This window comes from Lentimonas sp. CC4 (assembly GCF_902728235.1).
GTDB lineage: Bacteria > Verrucomicrobiota > Verrucomicrobiia > Opitutales > Coraliomargaritaceae > Lentimonas.
This window is the reverse complement of sequence record NZ_CACVBO010000001.1, coordinates 2,690,419-2,709,881: the sequence shown is the minus strand read 5'-3', so window position 1 is coordinate 2,709,881 and position 19,463 is coordinate 2,690,419. Positions and strand designations below refer to the sequence as shown.

Below are 19,463 nucleotides of genomic sequence, written 5' to 3'. Positions count from 1 at the left end.
ATTCATAGACAGCCACCAGCATAACGGTCAATCTCAAGCAACACATCAACCGATGCAGAAGAGACTCCCGACAGGCCCGGAAACTACGCTTCCACGCCCAGTTATACAGTCGAACAAGACTAAACCAGGCAATGCTTCAGCATCAAAAAAACAAGGCACTCTCAGCCATCACCGACTCACAAGGCATCAAACAATGCGGCTGAAATCGCCGGAGCCTCGACATCACCCTGAGGATCAAACACCGCAGGATCAAAAATCAAACCAACACTCGCGGCCTTCACGTTGAAATCGGTGGCATCTTTAGTCTCTAAGTTTTTCAACTCGATTTCTTTGACGATATACTGGCCTTGCACTTCCTTTAAACTAATCACCGTAAAACGCGACCGCGTGACATTGCCAGCTCCCAACACTTCAACACGCAGCAAGGCATAATACGCATCATCCAATGCAATACGCACCGCAGACACCCCATCTTGAGCTGCAAGCGAATCTTCTGGCGGCTGCATCAAAAAACGCTGCCCGATACGACTCAAGACACGCGATGGCCCCTCATACGTATAGTCCTCCCAAAATATAAAGGGCATCTGCAGGTCAAACGGCGTGTAAAGCACCCCTTCGAAAATCGGCTCAAACAACGCCCCGTCCTCGATCAAAGTAAATGGTTCAGACGACTGACGGCGAATCCACACCTCCGGTTCCACACCGTTTTGAACGATCAACTCAATCGCCGAAAGACCAACAGGAGCCTCCTTGCCGATTTGCTCTGGGAACAATTGAAAGCGACTCACCGGACCGCGCTCATTCCACGAGCCATACATCACTCCATCATAACGAACCGTCTTGCCGCGACGCGGCTTCTGCTCCAACTGGAATTTAAAACAAAAATCCCCTTCCAAACGCTGCGCACGAAAGGAGGCCATACGTTTCGCACCTTCTTCAGCATCAATCTTCTCCATGATTGGGCCACGCGGCCCATTCGAAGTCGTCCGTTGAGCCAGGCACGCGCTAGGTAAGTAGATACAGAAAAGGCCAGCTGCGGCAAAACCGAAAACAGCTGACCTTAGTCTAAAAAGAAATGTGGGTGTTTTTATCTTATGCATTAATTTGAAGCAGGCACACTCTCAACAGCTGGCGCTTCCACGTCAACCTCTGGTGTTTCCACTTCAACAGACTCGACAACCTCTTCAATTGTTCCATCGACTGCTTCGACTACATCTTCAACAACTGCTTCGGAACCATCTACCCCCTCAACCACAGTAGCCTCATCAGCAACAACAGTTGTTGTCGTTTCAGCAGTTTGCTCAACTTCTTCAGCGCTGATCAATTCAGCAGCATTCACAACTTTCAAGCTATCTGCAGCTTCAGATTGATAGAGAAGGAACAAGCCCAACGCGACGACGAAGAATGCAATGATACCATAAATGGTGCCCTTGGTAAGGATGTTATTCGTATCGGAGCCGAATGCAGATTCAGCAGCACCGCCGCCGAGCGCCGCTCCCATACCTCCGCTCTGGCTAGTGCGTTGCATCAAGACAAGCAAGACGACGAATGCAGAAATAAGAATAAGAACTAGAGTGAGAAGGCTGATGAATAGTGCGCTCATAAAATATCGCGATATGGATTTTAGGAAAACGTGGTAAAATGCGCAGTGCGCCCGCAAGTTCAAGCGATAAATTCAACTGATATGCCTTCGCGTTAACAGAAAATTGAATTCAGGCAAGAATACATCCTTATAAAATTAAGTAATTTCGCTTTGACAGCCTCCGCGGACTGCATTTTCTGATGCACACAAATGGAAAACGCACCCTACCAAAAACTACTCACCAAAGGCCACATCGCCCTCGGAGCCATCCTCACAATAGGAGTCTTCGTCATGATGTCGATTTTGCTGCGTCCTTTCACCTTCTCCACTGATCCTGTCGTCGCACAACTACAAGCGTGCTTCACTGCAATTCCGATCAGCGCGACTTTCTGGTTTGCATGCAACATGTTCATGATCGTGCTGATTGATCAGCGCAAACGGAACCAGAAGTAACCGAACCCAACGGATCTTTATTTTCAAAAAGCCGCCTCTATTATAAGAGGCGGCTTTTTTCGTGCGCATTCAGGCATAGACTCAGATACACTATAGGGGTCTCATTTCGTCTAATAAAATAAACCTAAAAAGAGTAGTTAGAAGGTAGAGGTTAGGAGCTGAATATCAGTGTTTTATGAAGAATCTTCGATTCGCCAAATGGCTTCGCCCTTCGGTTGCACCCAAGGACATAATAAGTGTCGCTGCACTCGGCAGGCAGCAGCGAATACGTTTGTAAGCGTTTCATCACCAGGGATTAACTTGCTACGCCATCTACGGCAGACCTCCGCCTGACTCCTAATACCAACATGCGACTAAAACTGGTAAAAAGGTTTAACCGCAGAGATCGCTGAGCGCGCCGAGGAGATGGGGAGGGCTGTGTGAAATGCTCTGCGTCAGCTCTCAGCGTGCTCTGCGATCTCTAGCGTAGCGGGCGGTTAACAAATACAGCTGAAAAGTATTCACAGTGGTCTTCCCTTCGATGACTACATACTACCAGATAATGTCAAAGGATGGTATAACTTCTAACTCCTGAATCTAGGATAAAGCATGACTCGGCTGAAAATACATCGCTGCCCCTGAAGAGCATATAGATCGTAATGTAGAACGCGGTTCTTTGCGCAGCACAGGCCGCGTTTCCCCAGGCGCCTCTCTCAAACGTGCCCTCTGCGAGAGGCACGTCCTACACCTGGAAAGATTACACAGCGACAAAGCATACTGCGCCAACCGACGCGCCTCCCCTTCAGCCTACTCGGAATCCTGCTCAGCGAGTTCTGCCGCGAGACGCTTCTTCTCGATACGCGCGCCGACAAGAATCGCTAACTCATACAGACCATAAAGAATCCCCGTCGTTAATGGCAGCGAGAGGAAATCACCGCCCGGCGTTAAGAGTGCCGCAAAGATCATCGAGCCAACAAACACAGCCCGTCGTATTGCCTTCAACTTCTCGACCGAGATCACCTGAATAAAAACCAAGATCACGATAATCAGAGGGAACTGAAAAATCGCCCCAGTCGCCAAAGAGAACCAGACGACCATATTATAATATTCCGAAGCAGCCAATAGCACCTGAAAGCCCATCAACTCATTGAAGCGCACAGAAAACGCCAGCGTCAGCGGAAGGATCGCATAAAACGCAACTGCCACCCCCGAAACAAAAAGAAGGAACGCAGCGAAACAAGCAGGTCGCACCACCTTGCGCTCTTGCTCGGTGAGCCCTGGCGCAATAAAGCACGCCATGAAATACAGAACGAAAGGCATCGACAACACCAAGCCACCTAACAGCGCGATTTGAATGAACACCGAAAAGACCCCCATCGGCTTATACGTAATCAGATTATTCTGAACCAACTCAGCCGAGCCATAAGCCTTGACTAGTGGCATCTGTAAAAACGCACCGACGTGCGGCATCAAACAAGCAACTATAATCACTCCCACCAAAAACGCCAAAACACTACGACCGACCGTCCAACGGAATTCCTCGAGGTGCCCCAAGAAAGACATCCCCTCTTCCGCGTCATCGAGCGCCAAGTCACTATCCCAACCAAGGTCATTCTCCTCATGATCCCAATCGTATTCTTCTTCCTCACTGCCTGGATGTTCTGTCATATAATAGCTCTCTTTTGAATAAGACCTAGGTGCAATCGCAACACTGAAAAGCCCCCCTTCAACAAATACATTTTAAATAGTTTACCTGCAGGTCGCTAATCCATTGACAGGCATAGCGAAATACATTTGCTACATGCTTTCTCACGCCGAAGCGGCTCACATCGAAACGCTCCGGCACTTAACTCGATCCACAAAATGATCGTTTATTATGCCAGCTAAAAAAGCAAAAAAAGTCACAAAAAAAGCCGCAAAGGCGGTTAAATATAGCTACGACTTCGGTCAAAAGACTGACGGTAGCTCCAAACTCCGCGAACTTCTCGGTGGTAAAGGTGCCAACCTCGCCGAAATGGCACGCATTGGTCTTCCAGTGCCTCCAGGCTTCACAATTACTACTGAAGTTTGCACATACTTCTACGACAACGGTCGTCAGTATCCTAAAACTCTTGAAAAGGAAGTTAAGGCTTCTGTTGCACAGATCGAGAAGGAAGTTGGCAAGAAGCTCGGCGCAGATAAGAACCCGCTTCTTCTCTCCGTTCGCTCCGGCGCTCGTGAGTCCATGCCAGGTATGATGGACACGATCCTTAACCTTGGACTCAACGACAAGACAGTTAAGGCACTCGCTGCTGAATCCGGCAACGAAGCATTCGCATACGATTGCTACCGCCGCTTCATCCAAATGTATGGTGATGTCGTCATGGGCGTGCAAGCGGTCAACGAAAACGACCACTGCCCATTCGAAGGCATCCTTGAAACACTCCGCGCAGAAGTTGGTGTTGAACTCGATAACGAGCTCACAGCTGACAACCTTAAGGAGCTGATCAAGCGCTACAAGGCAGTCATCAAAAAGCGCACAGGCACAGCTTTCCCACAAGATGCTTACGAGCAACTCTGGGGTTCTGTTAGCGCCGTGTTCAACTCATGGCAGAATGAGCGTGCAACGCTTTACCGTCAGAAATACGGCATCCCAGCAGCATGGGGCACCGCTGTTAACGTTCAGGCGATGGTCTTCGGCAACATGGGTGACACTTGCGCAACGGGTGTTGCTTTCACACGTGACCCTGCAAACGGTGAGAAAGTCTTCTACGGCGAATACCTCATCAATGCTCAAGGTGAAGACGTTGTTGCGGGTATCCGCACACCCAACGCGATTGCACAGCTTAAGGAAGAAATGCCACACGCGCACGCCGACCTCGAAGCAGTTCGCAAGAAGCTTGAAGCACACTTCAAGGACATGCAGGACTTCGAGTTCACCGTTGAAGACGGCAAGCTCTGGATGCTGCAAACACGTAACGGTAAGCGCACTGGCCTCGCGGCAGTTCGTATCGCTGTTGAGCTCGTTAAGGAAAAGCTGATCGATCAAAAGACAGCACTTCTTAAGATCCCGGCAGACTCCATCTCCTCACTTCTTGTTGCGGTCTTCGACCCAGCTGCTGTTGCAAAAGCTAAGGTGCTCACAACTGGTCTTCCAGCTGGCCCTGGTGCTGCTTCCGGTAAGATCTGCTTCACAGCTCCAGACGCTGAAGCAGTCAATGCCAAGGGCGGCCGCGCAATCCTCTGCCGTGTTGAAACAACACCAGAAGATCTTCGTGGTATGATCGCTGCGGAAGGTATCCTCACATCTCGTGGTGGTGTTTCTTCGCACGCAGCACTCGTTGCTCGTCAGATGAATAAGGTCTGTGTCTGTGGTGCGTCCGAAGTCGTAATCGACTACGGTGCAGAAACACTCACAATCGGCGACCAAGTATTCCAGAGCGGCGAAGACATCTCCATCGATGGCACCACTGGTGAAATCTTCGCTGGTGCAGTTGCAACTGCTCCTTCCGAAGTTGACCAAGTCCTCAACGGCAAGCTCGACGCAAAGGATAGCTACACATTCCGCATGTATGACCAAGTCATGAAGTGGGCTGACAAGCACCGTAAGCTTGGTGTTCGCACCAATGCTGACTCTCCTGACCAAGCTAAGTCTGCAATCGCATACGGCGCTCAGGGTATCGGACTTTGCCGCACAGAGCACATGTTCTTCGAAGGTGATCGCATCACTTTCATGCGTCAGATGATTCTCGCAACAGACGAGAAGGAACGCCGCGCAGCACTCAAGAAGCTTCTTCCATTCCAACGCAAGGACTTCAACGGTCTCTTCAAGGCAATGGGCGGTCTTCCTGTAACAGTGCGTCTGCTTGACCCACCTTTGCATGAGTTCCTTCCTCACGACGAGTCTTCCAAGCGCGAGCTTGCAAACTCCCTCGGCGTTGATGTCGATGTGATCTCCAACCGTGTGCACGCACTCCACGAATCCAACCCAATGCTTGGACACCGTGGTTGCCGTCTCGGTATTTCCTACCCGGAAATCACCGAAATGCAGGCACGTGCGATCTTCGAAGCTGCAGCAGCATGCTACAAGCTGAAGAACCCAATCAAGGTGATTCCTGAAGTCATGATTCCTCTCGTCGGCTTCGCTGATGAGCTCAAGAATCAGACTGCGATCGTTCGTCGCGTGGCTGCTGAAGTCATGGAGAAGAAGGGCGTAGAGTTCGAATACCTCGTCGGCACAATGATCGAAGTCCCTCGTGGCGCTTTGACAGCTGATGAGATTGCAGAAACTGCAGAATTCTTCAGCTTCGGCACCAATGACCTCACTCAGACTGGTCTCGGCATGAGCCGTGACGACGCTGGCTCCTTCCTTGGTCAATACAAGGAACTCGACATCCTTCCACAAAATCCATTCGCATCGATCGATGCAGCGGGTGTTGGACAGCTTGTTGAAATCGGCGTAGAAAAGGGTCGCAAGACTAACAAGAAGATCAAGCTCGGCGTTTGCGGTGAGCACGGTGGCGATCCAGCTTCCATCGAGTTCTTCCACAATGTTGGATTGAGCTATGTATCTTGCTCGCCTCCACGCGTTCCAGTTGCTCGCCTCGCTGCGGCACAATCAGCGCTTAAGGCAAAGAAGTAGTCTGAGTCACTCAGTCAAATTCTAATCAAAAGCCCTTCGGTTCGCCGAAGGGCTTTTTTTATGAAAGTGACACAGACATTGCTACGCCATCTCCGGCAGACCTCCGTCCTGTCTGTCCTTCAGTGAATCCGCCATTGCCTCACAGTTTTTACATCACACAGTCATTCAAAGTTGGACGTTCGATGTTCAATGTTCGATGTTCCCCTCATGTCCATCGCAACCAAGACCGGTGACACCGGCACCACAGCACTTCTCTTTGGCAAACGCGTGCCAAAGACTCACATTCGCGTCGCGACCTACGGCCAAGTCGACGAACTCGGCTCCGCACTCGGCCTCTGCCGCGCCCACACACAAGACCACGCCGCCAAGGCAATCATCCGTGAGGTGCAAGGCGAACTCGTCTACCTCATGTCCGAGATCGCCACCGACGATACTGACCAATCACGCTTCAAAGAAAAATACGCTGAGCAAGCAATCACGCAAGAGGCAGTCGACCGCCTCACCACCGAGATCCAAGTCAAAGAAACCACGACTGGCAGTTTCAGCGGATGGACCTATGCAGGCGAAACCGTCGCCCAAGCGTTCTTCGACCAGGCCCGCACCACCTGCCGCCGCACCGAACGCTCACTCATTGAGCTGAAAGAAAGCGGCGCCGCGGTGCGGCCCGAACTCCACCAATATTTGAATCGTCTAGCTGACCTACTCTGGCTTATCGGCCGTGAACACGAGTAGTATTCGCATCATGCACGAAGCACTCATCGTCCGTCCTGCTCCGAAACAACGCCATGTATTTACCACGCAAGGTGAACTCCAAGCCGTGCCTGATGGCTGGGCGCTGTTGCCGCCTGGCGATGCGGCGCTAAGTCGACGCATCAAGCAAGACGGCCCGACCTGGACGGTGAAAGAAAAGAAAGGCCGCAAAGAATTCTCGCGCGGCATCTGGGCGCCGTCGGATCGCATTGAGGCGCTGCGCATGATTCTAGAATGTGAACGCGCCGATCCCGCCTACACTAAAAAACTCGAAGCAGGCCGCGCCCGGCGTGCCAAACAAGAAGTCGCCTACACCGAAGACTTCACTGCGGCACTGCGTGACTATCTCGACTTCCACCCACGCTACCGCCTGCTTGCAGATCGCATGGCGCAGTTGATCAGCGACCACGCAACCCCCGTCGGCAGCGGCACTGTCGCACGCACCAAACGCATCCCGATCGAGCAACGCGCCGAAGCGGCCACCATCGCATGGCTGCGTCACCAAACTACAGCTTACGACAACATGCACATCCCTCGCGAGAAAGGCGCCCGCCGCGAAGTGCGCCGCATGCTCGCCAAGGAGTCCAAGCGACTCCTGCAAAACTATCGCCAAGGCACACGTATCGACGTCGAACACTGCCCCTTGCAAAAAGCGATCCGTTAACCCACACGAATTGCATTTGCTCCCGTCACAGAACAGTGTTTTTAAGAGTGCTGAAATGCCGCACTTTCGCAGTCACTTTAAGCAAATGCTCTCAAACATCTCATTTCTTCTACTCATCGCACTCGGGCTCACTTACCTGACTGGCGTCATTTATGCAGCGAGTATTGCAGATAAAATGATCTTTCCGCACGTGCCGGCCAGCTATGTGGATGGCCCAGAAACTTTCAAACTCAAGGCCAGCGACGGCGAAGACATCACCGCAACCTTGATTGAAGCACCGGGGTCACAGCGACTACTACTCTACAGCCATGGCAATGGTGTCGATATCGGCATGATTCGCCAAAACCTTAAACATTTTCAAGCCGCAGGTATTTCGGTGCTGGCCTACGATTACCCCGGCTACGGCACCAGCACAGGCAAAGCCAGCGAGAAAGGTGTCTATGCTGCGGCCGATGCCGCCTATCACTACGCCACCCAGACGCTGAACGTCACACCCGAGCAGATCACACTCTACGGCCGGTCACTCGGCAGCGGCCCGTCGTGTTGGCTGGCAGAGCGCTACCCAATTGACAGGCTGATCCTAGATGGCGCGTTCAGCTCCACCTTCCGTGTCATGACACGCATCAAAGTGCTGCCTTGGGATAAATTCGACAACCTCAAGCGCCTCCGCTCATCCATCACATGCCCGACGTTGATCATCCACGGCGTAGAGGACCAAACCGTGCCGTTTAAACATGCCAAACAGAACTGGGACGCGTTGAAGGGTGAAAAGCAAAAGCTCTGGGTCAACGGTGCGGGGCACAACAACTTAAAACAAGTCGCAGGCGCAGTTTATTGGGATACTGTTTTGCCTTTCATCAAAGATTCGAACTCCATCGAGCCATGAGCAAACGCGCGCTGATACTCCTCCACCCAGGCTTTGAAGAAATCGAAGCAGTCACACCGATCGACCTACTCTCCAGAGCAGGTGTCGAAGTCGTGCAAGCTGCACTCGACGATACACTGCTCGTGCTAGGACGCAGCGGCATCACCCTGCAAGCCACACACAGTCTGGCCGATGTTGCCGACGAAACATTCGACGCGATCATTCTTCCTGGCGGTCCAGGTATCATGCAGATTCGCAAACATCCCCAGATCTGCAAACTGCTCCAACAGCAATTCGCCGCAGACCGACTCATCGGCTGCATCTGCGCCGCCCCACTGCTCTTACTCGACGCTGAGCTACACACAGACCTGCGTTACACTTGCCACCCTGCCGCCGAGCACGAACTCTCCGACGCGCTGACAGCGACAGTCGTGCAAGACGGCACAATCATTACCTCGCGCGGTGCGGGCACAGCGACCGAATTTGCACTGCAACTCGTCAGCCAATTAACCGATCAATCGACAGCGGACACCATCGCAGATTCGGTCTGCTGGACCGACTAGCTGCTATTTAATCACACACTTTAATTCATTAGTGGAAGACGAAGAAATACAAATCAGGCCGCGTGACCAACTATTGCGCGACACGTTCACCCCCGCCGAAAGGTTGCTATTCTGGACGGTGCTGATCACCGCAGCAGTCGCCTTTTGGGTATCCGACCCCCGCTCATTCTGGGTGCTCGGGTTCTTCCTCATCGTCGGTGGTTTCTGCCCGATCATCCTCAAAACACACGAGCACTCGCACCCGTTCTTCATCGATGTGCTATGGACGCGTTTCTGGCTACTATCCGCGCCCGTTTGGCTCATTGTATTACAATTCACTGCAGGTATCTTACAAAACCCGATCGATCCAATAGAAGTCGAGGGGCATGTGTATTTGACGATTAAGGAAGTCAACCACCTGCTGCCCATTTCAGTTTCCACCAGCACGACATGGATCGCAGTGCTCGGCATCGGCGCCATCTATATCGTAGCGATGAACCTATTCATTGTGCCCAAATCGCGTTCATTCTTCGAGCGCCTCTTGCCGTGGCTTTGCCTAAATGCAGTGCTCATTGCAATCGTCGGATACCTGCAAATTGCACTCAAACTCGACAGCCCACTTTTTACTTCGGGCACTGGCCAATCCGACTTCTTTGCATTCTTTCCTTATGACGGCCACTGGGCGGCCTTTGCACTCCTCTGGAGCTCCGCCTGCATCGGCATGGCGCTGCTCACTTCCCGCTATGATGATGGCAAAATCTTCATCCAATCCATTGGCCCGTGGTATCTGACAGGCGGCACCCTTCTAGGAGTCTCCGGATTTCTCGTGCAAGCGCGCTGGCCTGCCGCGATCTTACTGCTCACCTTCTCGGTCATGTTGCTAGCCGTTTCCGTCAACTTCTTGGCACGCTCAAAAGACCCCAATCGAATGAGTATCGCACTCTGCAGTGCATTCATGGGCATTATTACCTTCTCCGGCGGCATCTTCCGTGCATTTCAAGTCGATGACTATGCGCAATCAGCCAGCGCACTACGGCGCGCTGCCCTAGAGATGTTTAGCGACAGCCCATTATTCGGATGGGGCATGGATAGCTACCCACAGCTGCTCGCCTTCTATGGCGACGACACCTTACTGGGCACACGACACAACAGAGCGACCTCTGATATACTGCAGATTTTAGCAGAAATCGGGATCGTAGGTTGCTTACCCATATGTATTTTAATCCTCTATCTGGTAGTGCGCTACCTACGAGGTCAACACGACATCCACCTCACCAACCATCTATTGATCGGATGTATCGGATATATAATCTTCGCAGGTTTCGATTCGCCATTTATGTCGCCAGCAGTCAGCCTCAGCTTTTTCATAATCTTCTTCTCCGCGCTACGCTGGGCCGACCTCAGTCGAAATCGAGTCGATGAGGTCGATGCAAAACCAGACTTAATCGTGCACGAAAATAAGCGTAGCCTACCATTCCATAACAAAAAGTATCACGAGACATTCAAATAACCCATTTTTTATCATGAAGACACAACACTTTGACTACATCGTAATCGGCGGCGGCAGCGGAGGCTACGCTGCAGCGCGCACTGCCCGTGAAACACTCAATAACGTCGCGATCATCGACAACGCACCGGAACTCGGTGGACTCTGCATCCTACGCGGCTGCATGCCCTCGAAGACCCTCATTTACTCAGCCGAGGTGCTACACCTCGCACAAAAGGGTAAGGCATTTGGCCTCAACATCCCCGAAGCCACCGTCGACATGCCCGGCCTCCATCAGCGCAAACTGGAGACCATTAAAGAGTTCTCCGAGTATCGCGAAGGCCAACTACAAAGCGACCGCTTCACCCTCTTCCGCAGTCGAGCGAAATTCATCAACTCGCGCACCATTCAACTCACAGACGGCACACGTCTCACCGCCGATCATTTCATGGTCGCCACTGGCTCCGTCGTATCCGTCCCACCAGTTCGTGGACTCGCCGAAGCCCCTTGCTGGACCAGTGACGACGTGCTCGACCTAGATTTCAAACCAGAGAAAGTCATCGTCCTCGGCGGTGGAATCGTCGCTTGCGAACTCGCGCAATTCATGCGCCGCATTGGCACAGAAGTGATTCAAATCCAACGCAGCCCACACATTTTAAAAGAAGTCTCGTCCGAGGCAGCCACTGTAATCGAGCAGGCATTCCGTGACGAAGGCATCCAGCTCTACACCGGCACCGCACTCAAATCCGTGCAACACAGTAACGGCAGCTTCACGGTGACCTTCGAGCATGAAGGCAAGCAAGTCTCCGTCAATGCACCGCACCTGCTCAACGCGCTCGGCCGTCGCCCTGCGACGGATGGACTCGGACTCACCGCGGCTGGCATCAAGACCCTGCCCTCCGGTCACATCAATTGCAACGCCATGCAGCTGACCAGCAACCCACGCGTCTATGCGTGCGGCGATGTCGCTGGCCCACACGAAATCGTGCACGTTGCAATCATGCAGGGCGAAACCGCAGCCAAGCATGCCACTGGCCGCCCCGCGGAGCGTGTCGATTATGACAGCCTCTGCGGAGTCGTCTTTACCGACCCACAAATCGGCGTCGTCGGCCTCAGCGAGAAGCAACTCAAAGAGCGCGGCATTGATTATTTGAGCGCTGACTATCCCTTCGACGACCATGGTAAATCCATCCTCATGGAAGCCAAATATGGCTACGTCAAAGTCCTTGCCGATAAGTCCGGCGTCGTGCTCGGCGCCGAATGCGTCAGCAAAGATGCAGGCGAACTCATCCATGCGATGGCCGTTGCCGTCACGCTCAAGGCCAACGTGCGTGACCTGATGAAAGTGCACTGGTATCACCCCACACTCGCCGAGATCTGGAGCTATCCGATCGAAGACATCGTGGATGAACTGTAGTCTCAGCTCTCAGCTCTCCCACCTCAGCTCTCAGCTCTCTCATAATGCAACTCAGCCAAGCCCTCCCCGAAGCACTTCGCGATAGCCGCGCCGTCGAAGTGTTGGAGCGTTCCCTCGCCCAAAATCGCCTAGGCCATGGCATTTTGCTGCATGGAGAAAGCCCCGACTATCTTGAAGAGATCGTCCGTGCCATCGCATCGACGCTGCTCGAAACCGACCGCGATCCCTTCGAACATCCCGACTGCTTCATGCTTCGTCCACAAGGCAAAGCCCGCATGATTAAGATCGGCTCCGATAGCGATCGTGTCGGTGGCGATTGGCCAAAGAATTCGATGCGCCGCCTCGTGATCGACATTCAGAAGAGTTCAAATCAAGGCGGCCGCAAAGTCGGCATCGTATTCGAAGCCGACCGCATGAATGTGCAATCGGCCAACGCCTTCCTAAAAACGCTCGAAGAGCCGCCATCCGGCACCACGCTCTTTCTGCTCACCAGTCGTCCCTACGATCTGCTCGATACGATCCGTAGCCGTTGCCTCAACTTCCGCATTCCCGCAGGCATCGAAACAATCGCACATCCTGATTGGCCAGAGTGGACGAAAGACTACCACACATGGCTCAACAGCCTCATTGCAGGAGCGAACAAACAAACCATTCCGCACATCATGCTCGGCAGTTACGGACTGAATGTGCGCTTCCAGGCGATATTGACAGAGATGACCAAAACCGCGTGGAAAGCTCAAAAAGAAGAGCTCCCTGAGCATGTTACCTCCGAAGAAAAAGACGCAATGGAAGCAGGTATGAGCCGCGGCTACCGCAAGCAACTCTTTGGCGAAATCGAAAAAGCCACGATCCGCTTTGCCCGTAGCATCGAAGCCAACAACCCCGGACGACTCCCCGTCGCTGCTCTCAACCGAGCCACACAATCCCTCGAACACAGCGCCGGACTCCTCGAAGTGAACTTCAACCAAAGCGCCGCCCTCGAAATGTTCTTTCTCAAATCCATGCGCATCTGGGCCAGCAGCGCTAAATAGTGAGGACGCCTGCGGCGAGTGGCGCCTTCGGCGAGTGAGCCTGCGGCAAGTGAGAGTGGTAGTGGTAGTGGTAGTGGTAGTGGTAGTGGTAGTGAACTAACGAAAAACTGAATTAAAATCATGAAACTCGAAGATTTTGGAGCACTGATTAAGGCGAATTCTCTCTTCGACCATGTTGCCTCAGACATGCAGAAACTGCATGATCAGATAGGCTGTCGGCGATTGATCGATCAACAAATCGCTTCAGCAGATTCAATTGCAGCCAACATCGAAGAAGGCTTTGGCCGAAGTAGCAGTAAAGAATACGCCCAGTTTCTTGTTTACTCACGCGGTTCCGCGCAAGAAACCCGAGGCCGTTACGGTCGAATGAAACATTGGCTTCCCGAAAAAGATATTCTCGCAAGACAAGCACTCTGCGACGAAATCATAAAAATCCTCAGCGCCACCATCAAAACACTCAGAGCGAAATAACCACTTTCACTCGTCGTAGACGTCACTCTCACTCTCACTCTCACTCTCACTCTCACTCGCCGAAGGCGTCACTCCGCGCGCAGCGCAATCACTCTCACTATATAATGTGCGGCCGATATTCACTCCATACCAATAAGAAGAAACTCGCCGAAGCAGTCGCTCAAGCGATGCCCGAACAGTTCGAGCCGAGCTATAATATCGGACCAGGCAGTGACGTGCTCGCCATTGCCAAAGGCTCAGAGCGCCCCACGAGCACTGGCATGATGCATTGGGGCCTGCGCACCCCGCAGAACTTCCACATCAACGCACGCCTCGAAACTGCCGACACGACACCGCGCTTTCGAGATAGCTGGGCTGAGCAACGCTGCCTAATTCCAGCCAACGGATTTTATGAGTGGTATGAAGACGGCATCACCAAGCAGCCCTACTATATTTATCCGCTCAGCGACGAACTCCTCTTCTTCGCAGGGCTCTGGTTCCCTTCGGCACGCCCCGGCGAACCCGCCCATTGCGTGATCCTAACCACTGAAGCCCACAGTTCCATCAAAGACGTGCACCACCGTATGCCAGCCACACTGCCCCAAAGCGTGCATGCCGACTGGTTGAGCAATGAACTTCCCAAAGACGAGGTCTTAGCATTTTCACAAAAGATCAGCTTCGAAAAGCACATGGTCTCCAGCCGCGTCAACAGCGTGCAAAATAAAGACAGCCGCCTCATCGTCGCGACCACCCCACAAAACGACGATCAAATGCAGTTGTTCTAAAGGCTACGCGTTCTAAAGTGGGAACGTATTATACTATCCTTTGACATTTTCTGGTAGTATGTAGCCATCGAAGGGAAGACCACTGTGAATACTTTTCAGCTGTATTTGTTAACCGCCCGCTACGCTAGAGATCGCAGAGCACGCAGAGAGCTAACGCAGAGCATTTCACGCAGCCCTCCCCATCTCCTCGGCGCACTCTGCGATCTCTGCGGTTAAACCTTTTTACCAGTTTTAGTCGCATGTTGGTATTAAAGTAAGAAGGTCATAAGCATCACGCTCCCACTTCCCCACTTCCCACTTCCCACTTCCAACCTTCCAACTTTCCCACTTCCCCACTACCGCTTACGCATCAGGCACACCTCTTCGCAGCCATAGGGGCGGCTCGAATACGTTTCACCAGGCACCTTACGATCAAGCATCTCGAAATCAGCCCGAAACAAGGCCTCAATTTCCCCTGCTGAAATCGGATGCGGCGGACCATAGCCATCGTAGCCCCTGACTTCTCGATAAAAAATCGCGAGATAGTGACCACCGGGCTTCAGCGCCAGGCTGACTGATTTCACATAATTCGCTCGTTGCGCTCGATCCAGTGCACACAAACACGTGTGCTCGAACACGTAATCGAACTGCCCATGATAGCGATCCGGTAGATCCAAAAAATCTCCCAACTCGAAAGACGCGTCCTTGTTTGCTGGAATTGCCTGCGCACGGCGCACCGCATCCGCAGCGATCTCCAGTCCGACGGTCACCGCGCCCTGCTTGGCAAGCAGACGCACATCATGCCCCAAGCCACAACCGGGCACCAACACACGCCCCTCAATCGGAGTGCGCCTTAAAAACGAGCGCAACGGCGGAGCCGCTTCACCTTTATCCCAAGGCATATCGCCCTTCTCATATGCTGCATTCCAATCTTTAGCCATAGCCACATCAGTAACTCAATTGGTAGCGCGTGCAAGCGTCTCCGGACAACAAATGAACAAGCAACCAAAATACATGAAGCGGGCTCATGCCCTCCCCCCTCAGGGTCTTGGGAAAAAGAAGATTGAAGGGATTCATATTCTAACCACTCTAAGCAGTTCAAATGAACCCAATGCGAGTAGACATTAAGCTCAACGACGAGCCGAACCACTTGGCCAAGCCCTCTAGTATATCAAGTCAGGAAGCTCCAGCCCTGTCGCGCTCTGCGCTACAGTCTTGAGACACTTCGACGTCTAGCAGAAACAAAAATGCGTCCATTTACCCCGAGTCAGATCGTCATTGGTGGGTGCCTGTTGGCCTTTGGTGCATCGTTCTTGAATACCGGATTTCTCCTTTCAATGGGCACATCGGTCAGTCACCTCACTGGTGATATTGCCAGAATTGGCTCAGGCCTCTCTGCCTTCGGAAATGCGGAAGGCTTTCACATTCTCAACGTCGCAACAGCAACTGCTGGTTTTATCCTAGGAGCGATCATTTCTGGTTTCTTACTCCACCACCCTACAGTTGAAATCAGTAAGCCCTATGGACGCATTCTATCTGTATTAGGAATTTCTTTAGTCGCAGCACATTATTCACATATCCATTACTCCATTCTCTCAATTGCGATCGCAAGTGCGGCTTGCGGAGTTCAAAATGCGCTAGCCAGTCGCTACCGAGGCATGGTATTGCGGACGACTCATTTGACGGGACTATTTACCGACTTCGGCATTCATCTAGGAATGAAGCTTCGCGGACACAGGATCGAGTCCTGGAAGTTGTCGATCCCCATTTTCATTACTGTCTCTTTCTTACTCGGCGCGATTGCCAGCAGTGCTTTCATCCAAGCAGAGAAAGACAATTGGCTGTTTGTCGCAGGTATCGGATACTTAGTGAGTGGAGCATCTTGGAGTGCCTACAAGCGAACCAGAAGCATCCAACACAACGGCGCGCAACAAGGGTAGCCTCACTGTAATAGATAAATAAATGAGCAACCCGCTCACTGAAAGTCGCTTGAAACCTCGCTTGCACCCTTAGCTAAAAGGCCTTCAACTCTCCGTATGGAATCGGAATCGCTCACACGCTCCTTGCGTCAGGAAATATTGTTTGCTCGACGTCGTATCTACGAAGTCGGCCAAGCCACACCACTCGAGTCGATAGAGCTAGAGGATCTCTCCATTTTCGTTAAGCGCGAAGACTTGTCACCCATCCACGCCTACAAATGGCGCGGCGCTTACAATTGCATGGCACAACTCTCTGCGGAGCAACTCGCCAACGGCGTGGTGACGGCATCCGCAGGTAATCACGCGCAAGGCGTGGCGCTCGCAGCCAAGAAGCTCGGCACGCAAGCCACCATCTTCATGCCGCTGGCCACGCCACGTATGAAACAAGTCGCCGTCAAACAACACGGTGGCTCCAACGTCGAAATCCGTCTAACCGGCGATACCTACGACGCAGCCAGCGCAGCCGCGCACGCCTACGCGAAGGAGCACGACATCACTTATATCCACGCCTACGACGACATCGCAGTCATGGCAGGCCAAGGCACACTCGCCGACGAGATCGTCATGTCTGGCAAAGGCCCCTTCGATGTCGCCTTTCTACAAGTCGGCGGCGGCGGGATGGCCGCAGCCACTGCGACTTGGCTAAAAATGAATTTCCCCGACATCCACATCATCGGCGTCGAAGGAGTGGAACAGGCATCCATGGCAGCTGCGATTAAAGCGGGACACCCTGTCGCTCTGGATAAAGTCGACATCTTCTGTGATGGCACCGCCGTGCGCAAAGTCGGCACACTCACGCATCAAGTCTGCGCCGAAGTCGTCGATGAATGGATGACTGTCAGTAACGACGAAGTCTCCGCTGCCGTCCAATTCCTATGGGAAAGCCTGCGGTGCATCCCTGAGCCCTCCGGCGCCATGGGCATGGCGGGCGTTCTAAAACGCCGCGCTTCACTCAAAGGAAAACGCGTGCTCAGCATCTTGTGCGGCGCGAATATGGACTTTGAGCAACTCGCCAATATCTCACGCCGCGCCGCAGTCGGCGCAGCGCGTCGACGCTTCCTACAGATTCAGATCCCCGAAAAGTCAGGCGCAATGTATGGCTTACTCGAAGCACTCCCGGACACGGTCAACATCGTCGACTTTCAATACGGCAAGACCGACAACGCGAATGCAACCCCCGTCATCGGCTTCGATGTCGATGCCATGCAGTTCGATGTATTAAAGAAATCACTCAACGACGGTGGCTATCGCTTTACCGAAGTCACCTCAGAAACCGATGTCGCTTTTCGCCTCATACACTATGAGTCGAAGCTACTACGCACGCCCTACTTCATCACATTGGAATTCCACGAACGCTCAGGCGCATTGGCTGATTTCCTACGCGCCGTCAGCCCGCACTCGAACCTCTGCTATTTCAATTACGTTTATTCAGGTGAACGTGTCGGCCGTGCGCTGCTCGGCTTCGAATTCGACACACCCGATCAACACGACCACTTCACACAAGTGCTCGAATCGGCGAAACATGCCTACCGTGCTTACGAGCGTGTATCCGAAACTGTGATACAACGCATTCTAGGATAAAATGAGACCACACTAGAATGGGAACCACACAACTCGTCTTCTCGGCAGTCCTGCCAATCTTCTTCGTCATCGCCTCTGGCGCGATCGCACGTCGAGTCGGCTGGCTGGACACCGAAGCGGACCGCAGTCTCATGACCGTCGTGGTGAACCTGCTCTACCCCGCGCTCATCTTCAGTATCATCCTCGGCAACGACGCCCTACGCCAACCGTCCAACTTAATTCTCCCGCCCTTGGTTGGACTAACAACTGTCGTCGGTGGATTTGGCCTCGCGATGCTAGTGGCGCGCAAATTAAAAATTGGGGATCAAAAAGAATGCCGCACCTTTGCGTTTACCACAGGCATCTACAACTACGGCTACTTCCCCATCCCGATCATCGCGCTCCTCTTCGACCGCGAAACGACGGGCGTTTTACTGGTGCATAACCTCGGTGTAGAAGTGGCGATGTGGGTGCTCGGCGTCGGCTTCATCCTCTCACGTAACGACCCTAAATCCATATGGAAGCGGGTCTTCAGCGGACCAGTGATTGCGATCCTGATTGCGGTGCCAATGAACTATTTCAAGGTCGACCAGCTCCTGCCGAACTTCGCGCTCGAAGCAATCAACCTACTTGGCCAATGCGCAATCCCACTCGGACTAATTCTGATTGGTGCCACCTTTGCTGATCTATCCAAAGGCGAAAAAATCACGAACCGCTTACGAATCCCAATCACGGCATCTGTGCTACGCTTAGGTATCCTTCCAGCAGCCTTTCTATTGACAGCCTTTGTTCTGCCACTCTCCATCGAGTTAAAGAGCGTCATCCTAGTGCAAGCGGCCATGCCCTGCGGCGTTTTCCCCATCGTGCTGGCGCGTCACTTCGACGGATCCCCCGAAGTCGCACTCAAGGTCGTGCTCGGCACCACTTTACTCAGTCTGATCACCATCCCACTTTGGATCGGATTCGGTATGAAGCTGCTGAACCTGTAGGGGCTTTGCTTGCGAAGCCCGCGTAAAGGCGACAAGCAACGAGGTTTCGTAACACACGATACGTTCGCGGGTGCCGCAAGCAGCACCCTCTGAAAATTGGCAGAGCGGTTAATAAAACCCGTAGCGGCGCTCTTTAGACGCCTTTGCCGAGACTGAGCACACTGTCCCTCTCAATCGCACTGCGGCTAAAGCGCAATGCCATTGCATATGAATTGTAGCACCAAAGGTGCGTCCTATGTCAGCCTAGGGCAACGCCCTAGGATTTGAATCAACACCTCCTGAGCCCTGAAAGGGCGACTTAATCGCGTCAATGCTTGGCCAATCGAATAGA

General features: G+C 52.8%; 18 protein-coding genes. 14 read left to right on the top strand and 4 right to left on the bottom strand.

Translation table 11 applies throughout. The features are described from left to right. Positions 1-176: 176 nt before the first annotated feature. Positions 177-956 carry a hypothetical protein gene (locus GZZ87_RS11655; protein WP_162025174.1) on the bottom strand — a complete coding sequence of 260 codons (780 nt, stop codon included), beginning with the start codon at positions 954-956 and terminating at the stop codon, positions 177-179. Between the two features lie 143 nt (positions 957-1,099). Continuing rightward, on the bottom strand, positions 1,100-1,603 hold the full coding sequence (secG, locus tag GZZ87_RS11650) for a preprotein translocase subunit SecG (RefSeq protein WP_162025175.1): 504 nt from the start codon (positions 1,601-1,603) through the stop codon (positions 1,100-1,102). A gap of 189 nt (positions 1,604-1,792) precedes the next feature. On the opposite strand from secG, the gene GZZ87_RS11645 reads away from it, so the two are divergent. After that, the gene (locus GZZ87_RS11645; RefSeq protein WP_162025176.1) at positions 1,793-2,035 is read left to right on the top strand and encodes a hypothetical protein; all 243 of its coding nucleotides are present in this window, start codon (positions 1,793-1,795) and stop codon (positions 2,033-2,035) included. A 786-nt stretch (positions 2,036-2,821) separates the two neighbouring features. On the opposite strand, the gene tatC is transcribed toward GZZ87_RS11645, so the two are convergent. Beyond that, on the bottom strand, positions 2,822-3,682 hold the full coding sequence (gene tatC, locus GZZ87_RS11640) for a twin-arginine translocase subunit TatC (protein WP_162025177.1): 861 nt from the start codon (positions 3,680-3,682) through the stop codon (positions 2,822-2,824). Between the two features lie 208 nt (positions 3,683-3,890). On the opposite strand from tatC, the gene ppdK reads away from it, so the two are divergent. The 10 genes from ppdK to GZZ87_RS11590 all read left to right on the top strand — a co-directional run bounded on the left by ppdK (position 3,891) and on the right by GZZ87_RS11590 (position 14,625). Further along, positions 3,891-6,635: a pyruvate, phosphate dikinase gene (gene ppdK / locus GZZ87_RS11635; protein ID WP_162025178.1), complete on the top strand. Its 2,745-nt coding sequence runs from the start codon at positions 3,891-3,893 to the stop codon at positions 6,633-6,635. Between the two features lie 207 nt (positions 6,636-6,842). Next, positions 6,843-7,367: a cob(I)yrinic acid a,c-diamide adenosyltransferase gene (locus GZZ87_RS11630; protein WP_162025179.1), complete on the top strand. Its 525-nt coding sequence runs from the start codon at positions 6,843-6,845 to the stop codon at positions 7,365-7,367. A gap of 10 nt (positions 7,368-7,377) precedes the next feature. Continuing rightward, on the top strand, positions 7,378-8,049 hold the full coding sequence (locus tag GZZ87_RS11625) for a DUF2293 domain-containing protein (RefSeq protein WP_162025180.1): 672 nt from the start codon (positions 7,378-7,380) through the stop codon (positions 8,047-8,049). A 55-nt stretch (positions 8,050-8,104) separates the two neighbouring features. Further along, positions 8,105-8,935 (top strand): alpha/beta fold hydrolase, encoded by an 831-nt coding sequence (locus GZZ87_RS11620; RefSeq protein ID WP_162051203.1) that lies wholly within the window; start codon positions 8,105-8,107, stop codon positions 8,933-8,935. Beyond that, on the top strand, positions 8,932-9,477 hold the full coding sequence (locus GZZ87_RS11615) for a DJ-1 family glyoxalase III (protein WP_162025182.1): 546 nt from the start codon (positions 8,932-8,934) through the stop codon (positions 9,475-9,477). Before GZZ87_RS11620 ends, GZZ87_RS11615 begins: the two co-directional genes overlap by 4 nt. Before the next feature lie 31 nt (positions 9,478-9,508). After that, positions 9,509-10,966 carry a hypothetical protein gene (locus GZZ87_RS11610; RefSeq protein ID WP_162025183.1) on the top strand — a complete coding sequence of 486 codons (1,458 nt, stop codon included), beginning with the start codon at positions 9,509-9,511 and terminating at the stop codon, positions 10,964-10,966. A 13-nt stretch (positions 10,967-10,979) separates the two neighbouring features. Next, positions 10,980-12,359 carry an NAD(P)/FAD-dependent oxidoreductase gene (locus GZZ87_RS11605; RefSeq protein WP_162025184.1) on the top strand — a complete coding sequence of 460 codons (1,380 nt, stop codon included), beginning with the start codon at positions 10,980-10,982 and terminating at the stop codon, positions 12,357-12,359. A 44-nt stretch (positions 12,360-12,403) separates the two neighbouring features. Then, complete coding sequence (locus tag GZZ87_RS11600; RefSeq protein ID WP_162025185.1) at positions 12,404-13,390, top strand: DNA polymerase III subunit gamma/tau; 987 nt, start codon at positions 12,404-12,406, stop codon at positions 13,388-13,390. Between the two features lie 120 nt (positions 13,391-13,510). Further along, the gene (locus tag GZZ87_RS11595; RefSeq protein ID WP_162025186.1) at positions 13,511-13,861 is read left to right on the top strand and encodes a four helix bundle protein; all 351 of its coding nucleotides are present in this window, start codon (positions 13,511-13,513) and stop codon (positions 13,859-13,861) included. A gap of 104 nt (positions 13,862-13,965) precedes the next feature. Beyond that, complete coding sequence (locus tag GZZ87_RS11590; RefSeq protein WP_162025187.1) at positions 13,966-14,625, top strand: SOS response-associated peptidase; 660 nt, start codon at positions 13,966-13,968, stop codon at positions 14,623-14,625. 335 nt (positions 14,626-14,960) lie between these two features. On the opposite strand, the gene GZZ87_RS11585 is transcribed toward GZZ87_RS11590, so the two are convergent. Further along, positions 14,961-15,545 (bottom strand): methyltransferase domain-containing protein, encoded by a 585-nt coding sequence (locus GZZ87_RS11585; protein ID WP_162025188.1) that lies wholly within the window; start codon positions 15,543-15,545, stop codon positions 14,961-14,963. A gap of 306 nt (positions 15,546-15,851) precedes the next feature. Between GZZ87_RS11585 and GZZ87_RS11580 the strand changes: the two genes are divergently transcribed. From GZZ87_RS11580 to GZZ87_RS11570, 3 genes are all read left to right on the top strand, one after another. Further along, a complete protein-coding gene (locus GZZ87_RS11580; protein ID WP_162025189.1) occupies positions 15,852-16,544 on the top strand; it encodes a YoaK family protein in 693 nt (230 codons plus the stop codon). A 96-nt stretch (positions 16,545-16,640) separates the two neighbouring features. Beyond that, positions 16,641-18,164 carry a threonine ammonia-lyase, biosynthetic gene (gene ilvA / locus GZZ87_RS11575; RefSeq protein ID WP_162025190.1) on the top strand — a complete coding sequence of 508 codons (1,524 nt, stop codon included), beginning with the start codon at positions 16,641-16,643 and terminating at the stop codon, positions 18,162-18,164. Between the two features lie 17 nt (positions 18,165-18,181). Further along, positions 18,182-19,132 (top strand): AEC family transporter, encoded by a 951-nt coding sequence (locus GZZ87_RS11570; RefSeq protein WP_162025191.1) that lies wholly within the window; start codon positions 18,182-18,184, stop codon positions 19,130-19,132. Positions 19,133-19,463 lie beyond the last annotated feature (331 nt).

What these genes read in the sequence shown, in the direction of transcription:
- GZZ87_RS11655 (WP_162025174.1), bottom strand. Translation starts at nt 956, where the DNA reads ATGGAGAAGATTGATGCTGAAGAAGGTGCGAAACGTATGGCCTCCTTT.
- secG (WP_162025175.1), bottom strand. Translation starts at nt 1,603, where the DNA reads ATGAGCGCACTATTCATCAGCCTTCTCACTCTAGTTCTTATTCTTATT.
- GZZ87_RS11645 (WP_162025176.1), top strand. Translation starts at nt 1,793, where the DNA reads ATGGAAAACGCACCCTACCAAAAACTACTCACCAAAGGCCACATCGCC.
- tatC (WP_162025177.1), bottom strand. Translation starts at nt 3,682, where the DNA reads ATGACAGAACATCCAGGCAGTGAGGAAGAAGAATACGATTGGGATCAT.
- ppdK (WP_162025178.1), top strand. Translation starts at nt 3,891, where the DNA reads ATGCCAGCTAAAAAAGCAAAAAAAGTCACAAAAAAAGCCGCAAAGGCG.
- GZZ87_RS11630 (WP_162025179.1), top strand. Translation starts at nt 6,843, where the DNA reads ATGTCCATCGCAACCAAGACCGGTGACACCGGCACCACAGCACTTCTC.
- GZZ87_RS11625 (WP_162025180.1), top strand. Translation starts at nt 7,378, where the DNA reads ATGCACGAAGCACTCATCGTCCGTCCTGCTCCGAAACAACGCCATGTA.
- GZZ87_RS11620 (WP_162051203.1), top strand. Translation starts at nt 8,105, where the DNA reads ATGCCGCACTTTCGCAGTCACTTTAAGCAAATGCTCTCAAACATCTCA.
- GZZ87_RS11615 (WP_162025182.1), top strand. Translation starts at nt 8,932, where the DNA reads ATGAGCAAACGCGCGCTGATACTCCTCCACCCAGGCTTTGAAGAAATC.
- GZZ87_RS11605 (WP_162025184.1), top strand. Translation starts at nt 10,980, where the DNA reads ATGAAGACACAACACTTTGACTACATCGTAATCGGCGGCGGCAGCGGA.
- GZZ87_RS11600 (WP_162025185.1), top strand. Translation starts at nt 12,404, where the DNA reads ATGCAACTCAGCCAAGCCCTCCCCGAAGCACTTCGCGATAGCCGCGCC.
- GZZ87_RS11595 (WP_162025186.1), top strand. Translation starts at nt 13,511, where the DNA reads ATGAAACTCGAAGATTTTGGAGCACTGATTAAGGCGAATTCTCTCTTC.
- GZZ87_RS11590 (WP_162025187.1), top strand. Translation starts at nt 13,966, where the DNA reads ATGTGCGGCCGATATTCACTCCATACCAATAAGAAGAAACTCGCCGAA.
- GZZ87_RS11585 (WP_162025188.1), bottom strand. Translation starts at nt 15,545, where the DNA reads ATGGCTAAAGATTGGAATGCAGCATATGAGAAGGGCGATATGCCTTGG.
- GZZ87_RS11580 (WP_162025189.1), top strand. Translation starts at nt 15,852, where the DNA reads ATGCGTCCATTTACCCCGAGTCAGATCGTCATTGGTGGGTGCCTGTTG.
- ilvA (WP_162025190.1), top strand. Translation starts at nt 16,641, where the DNA reads ATGGAATCGGAATCGCTCACACGCTCCTTGCGTCAGGAAATATTGTTT.
- GZZ87_RS11570 (WP_162025191.1), top strand. Translation starts at nt 18,182, where the DNA reads ATGGGAACCACACAACTCGTCTTCTCGGCAGTCCTGCCAATCTTCTTC.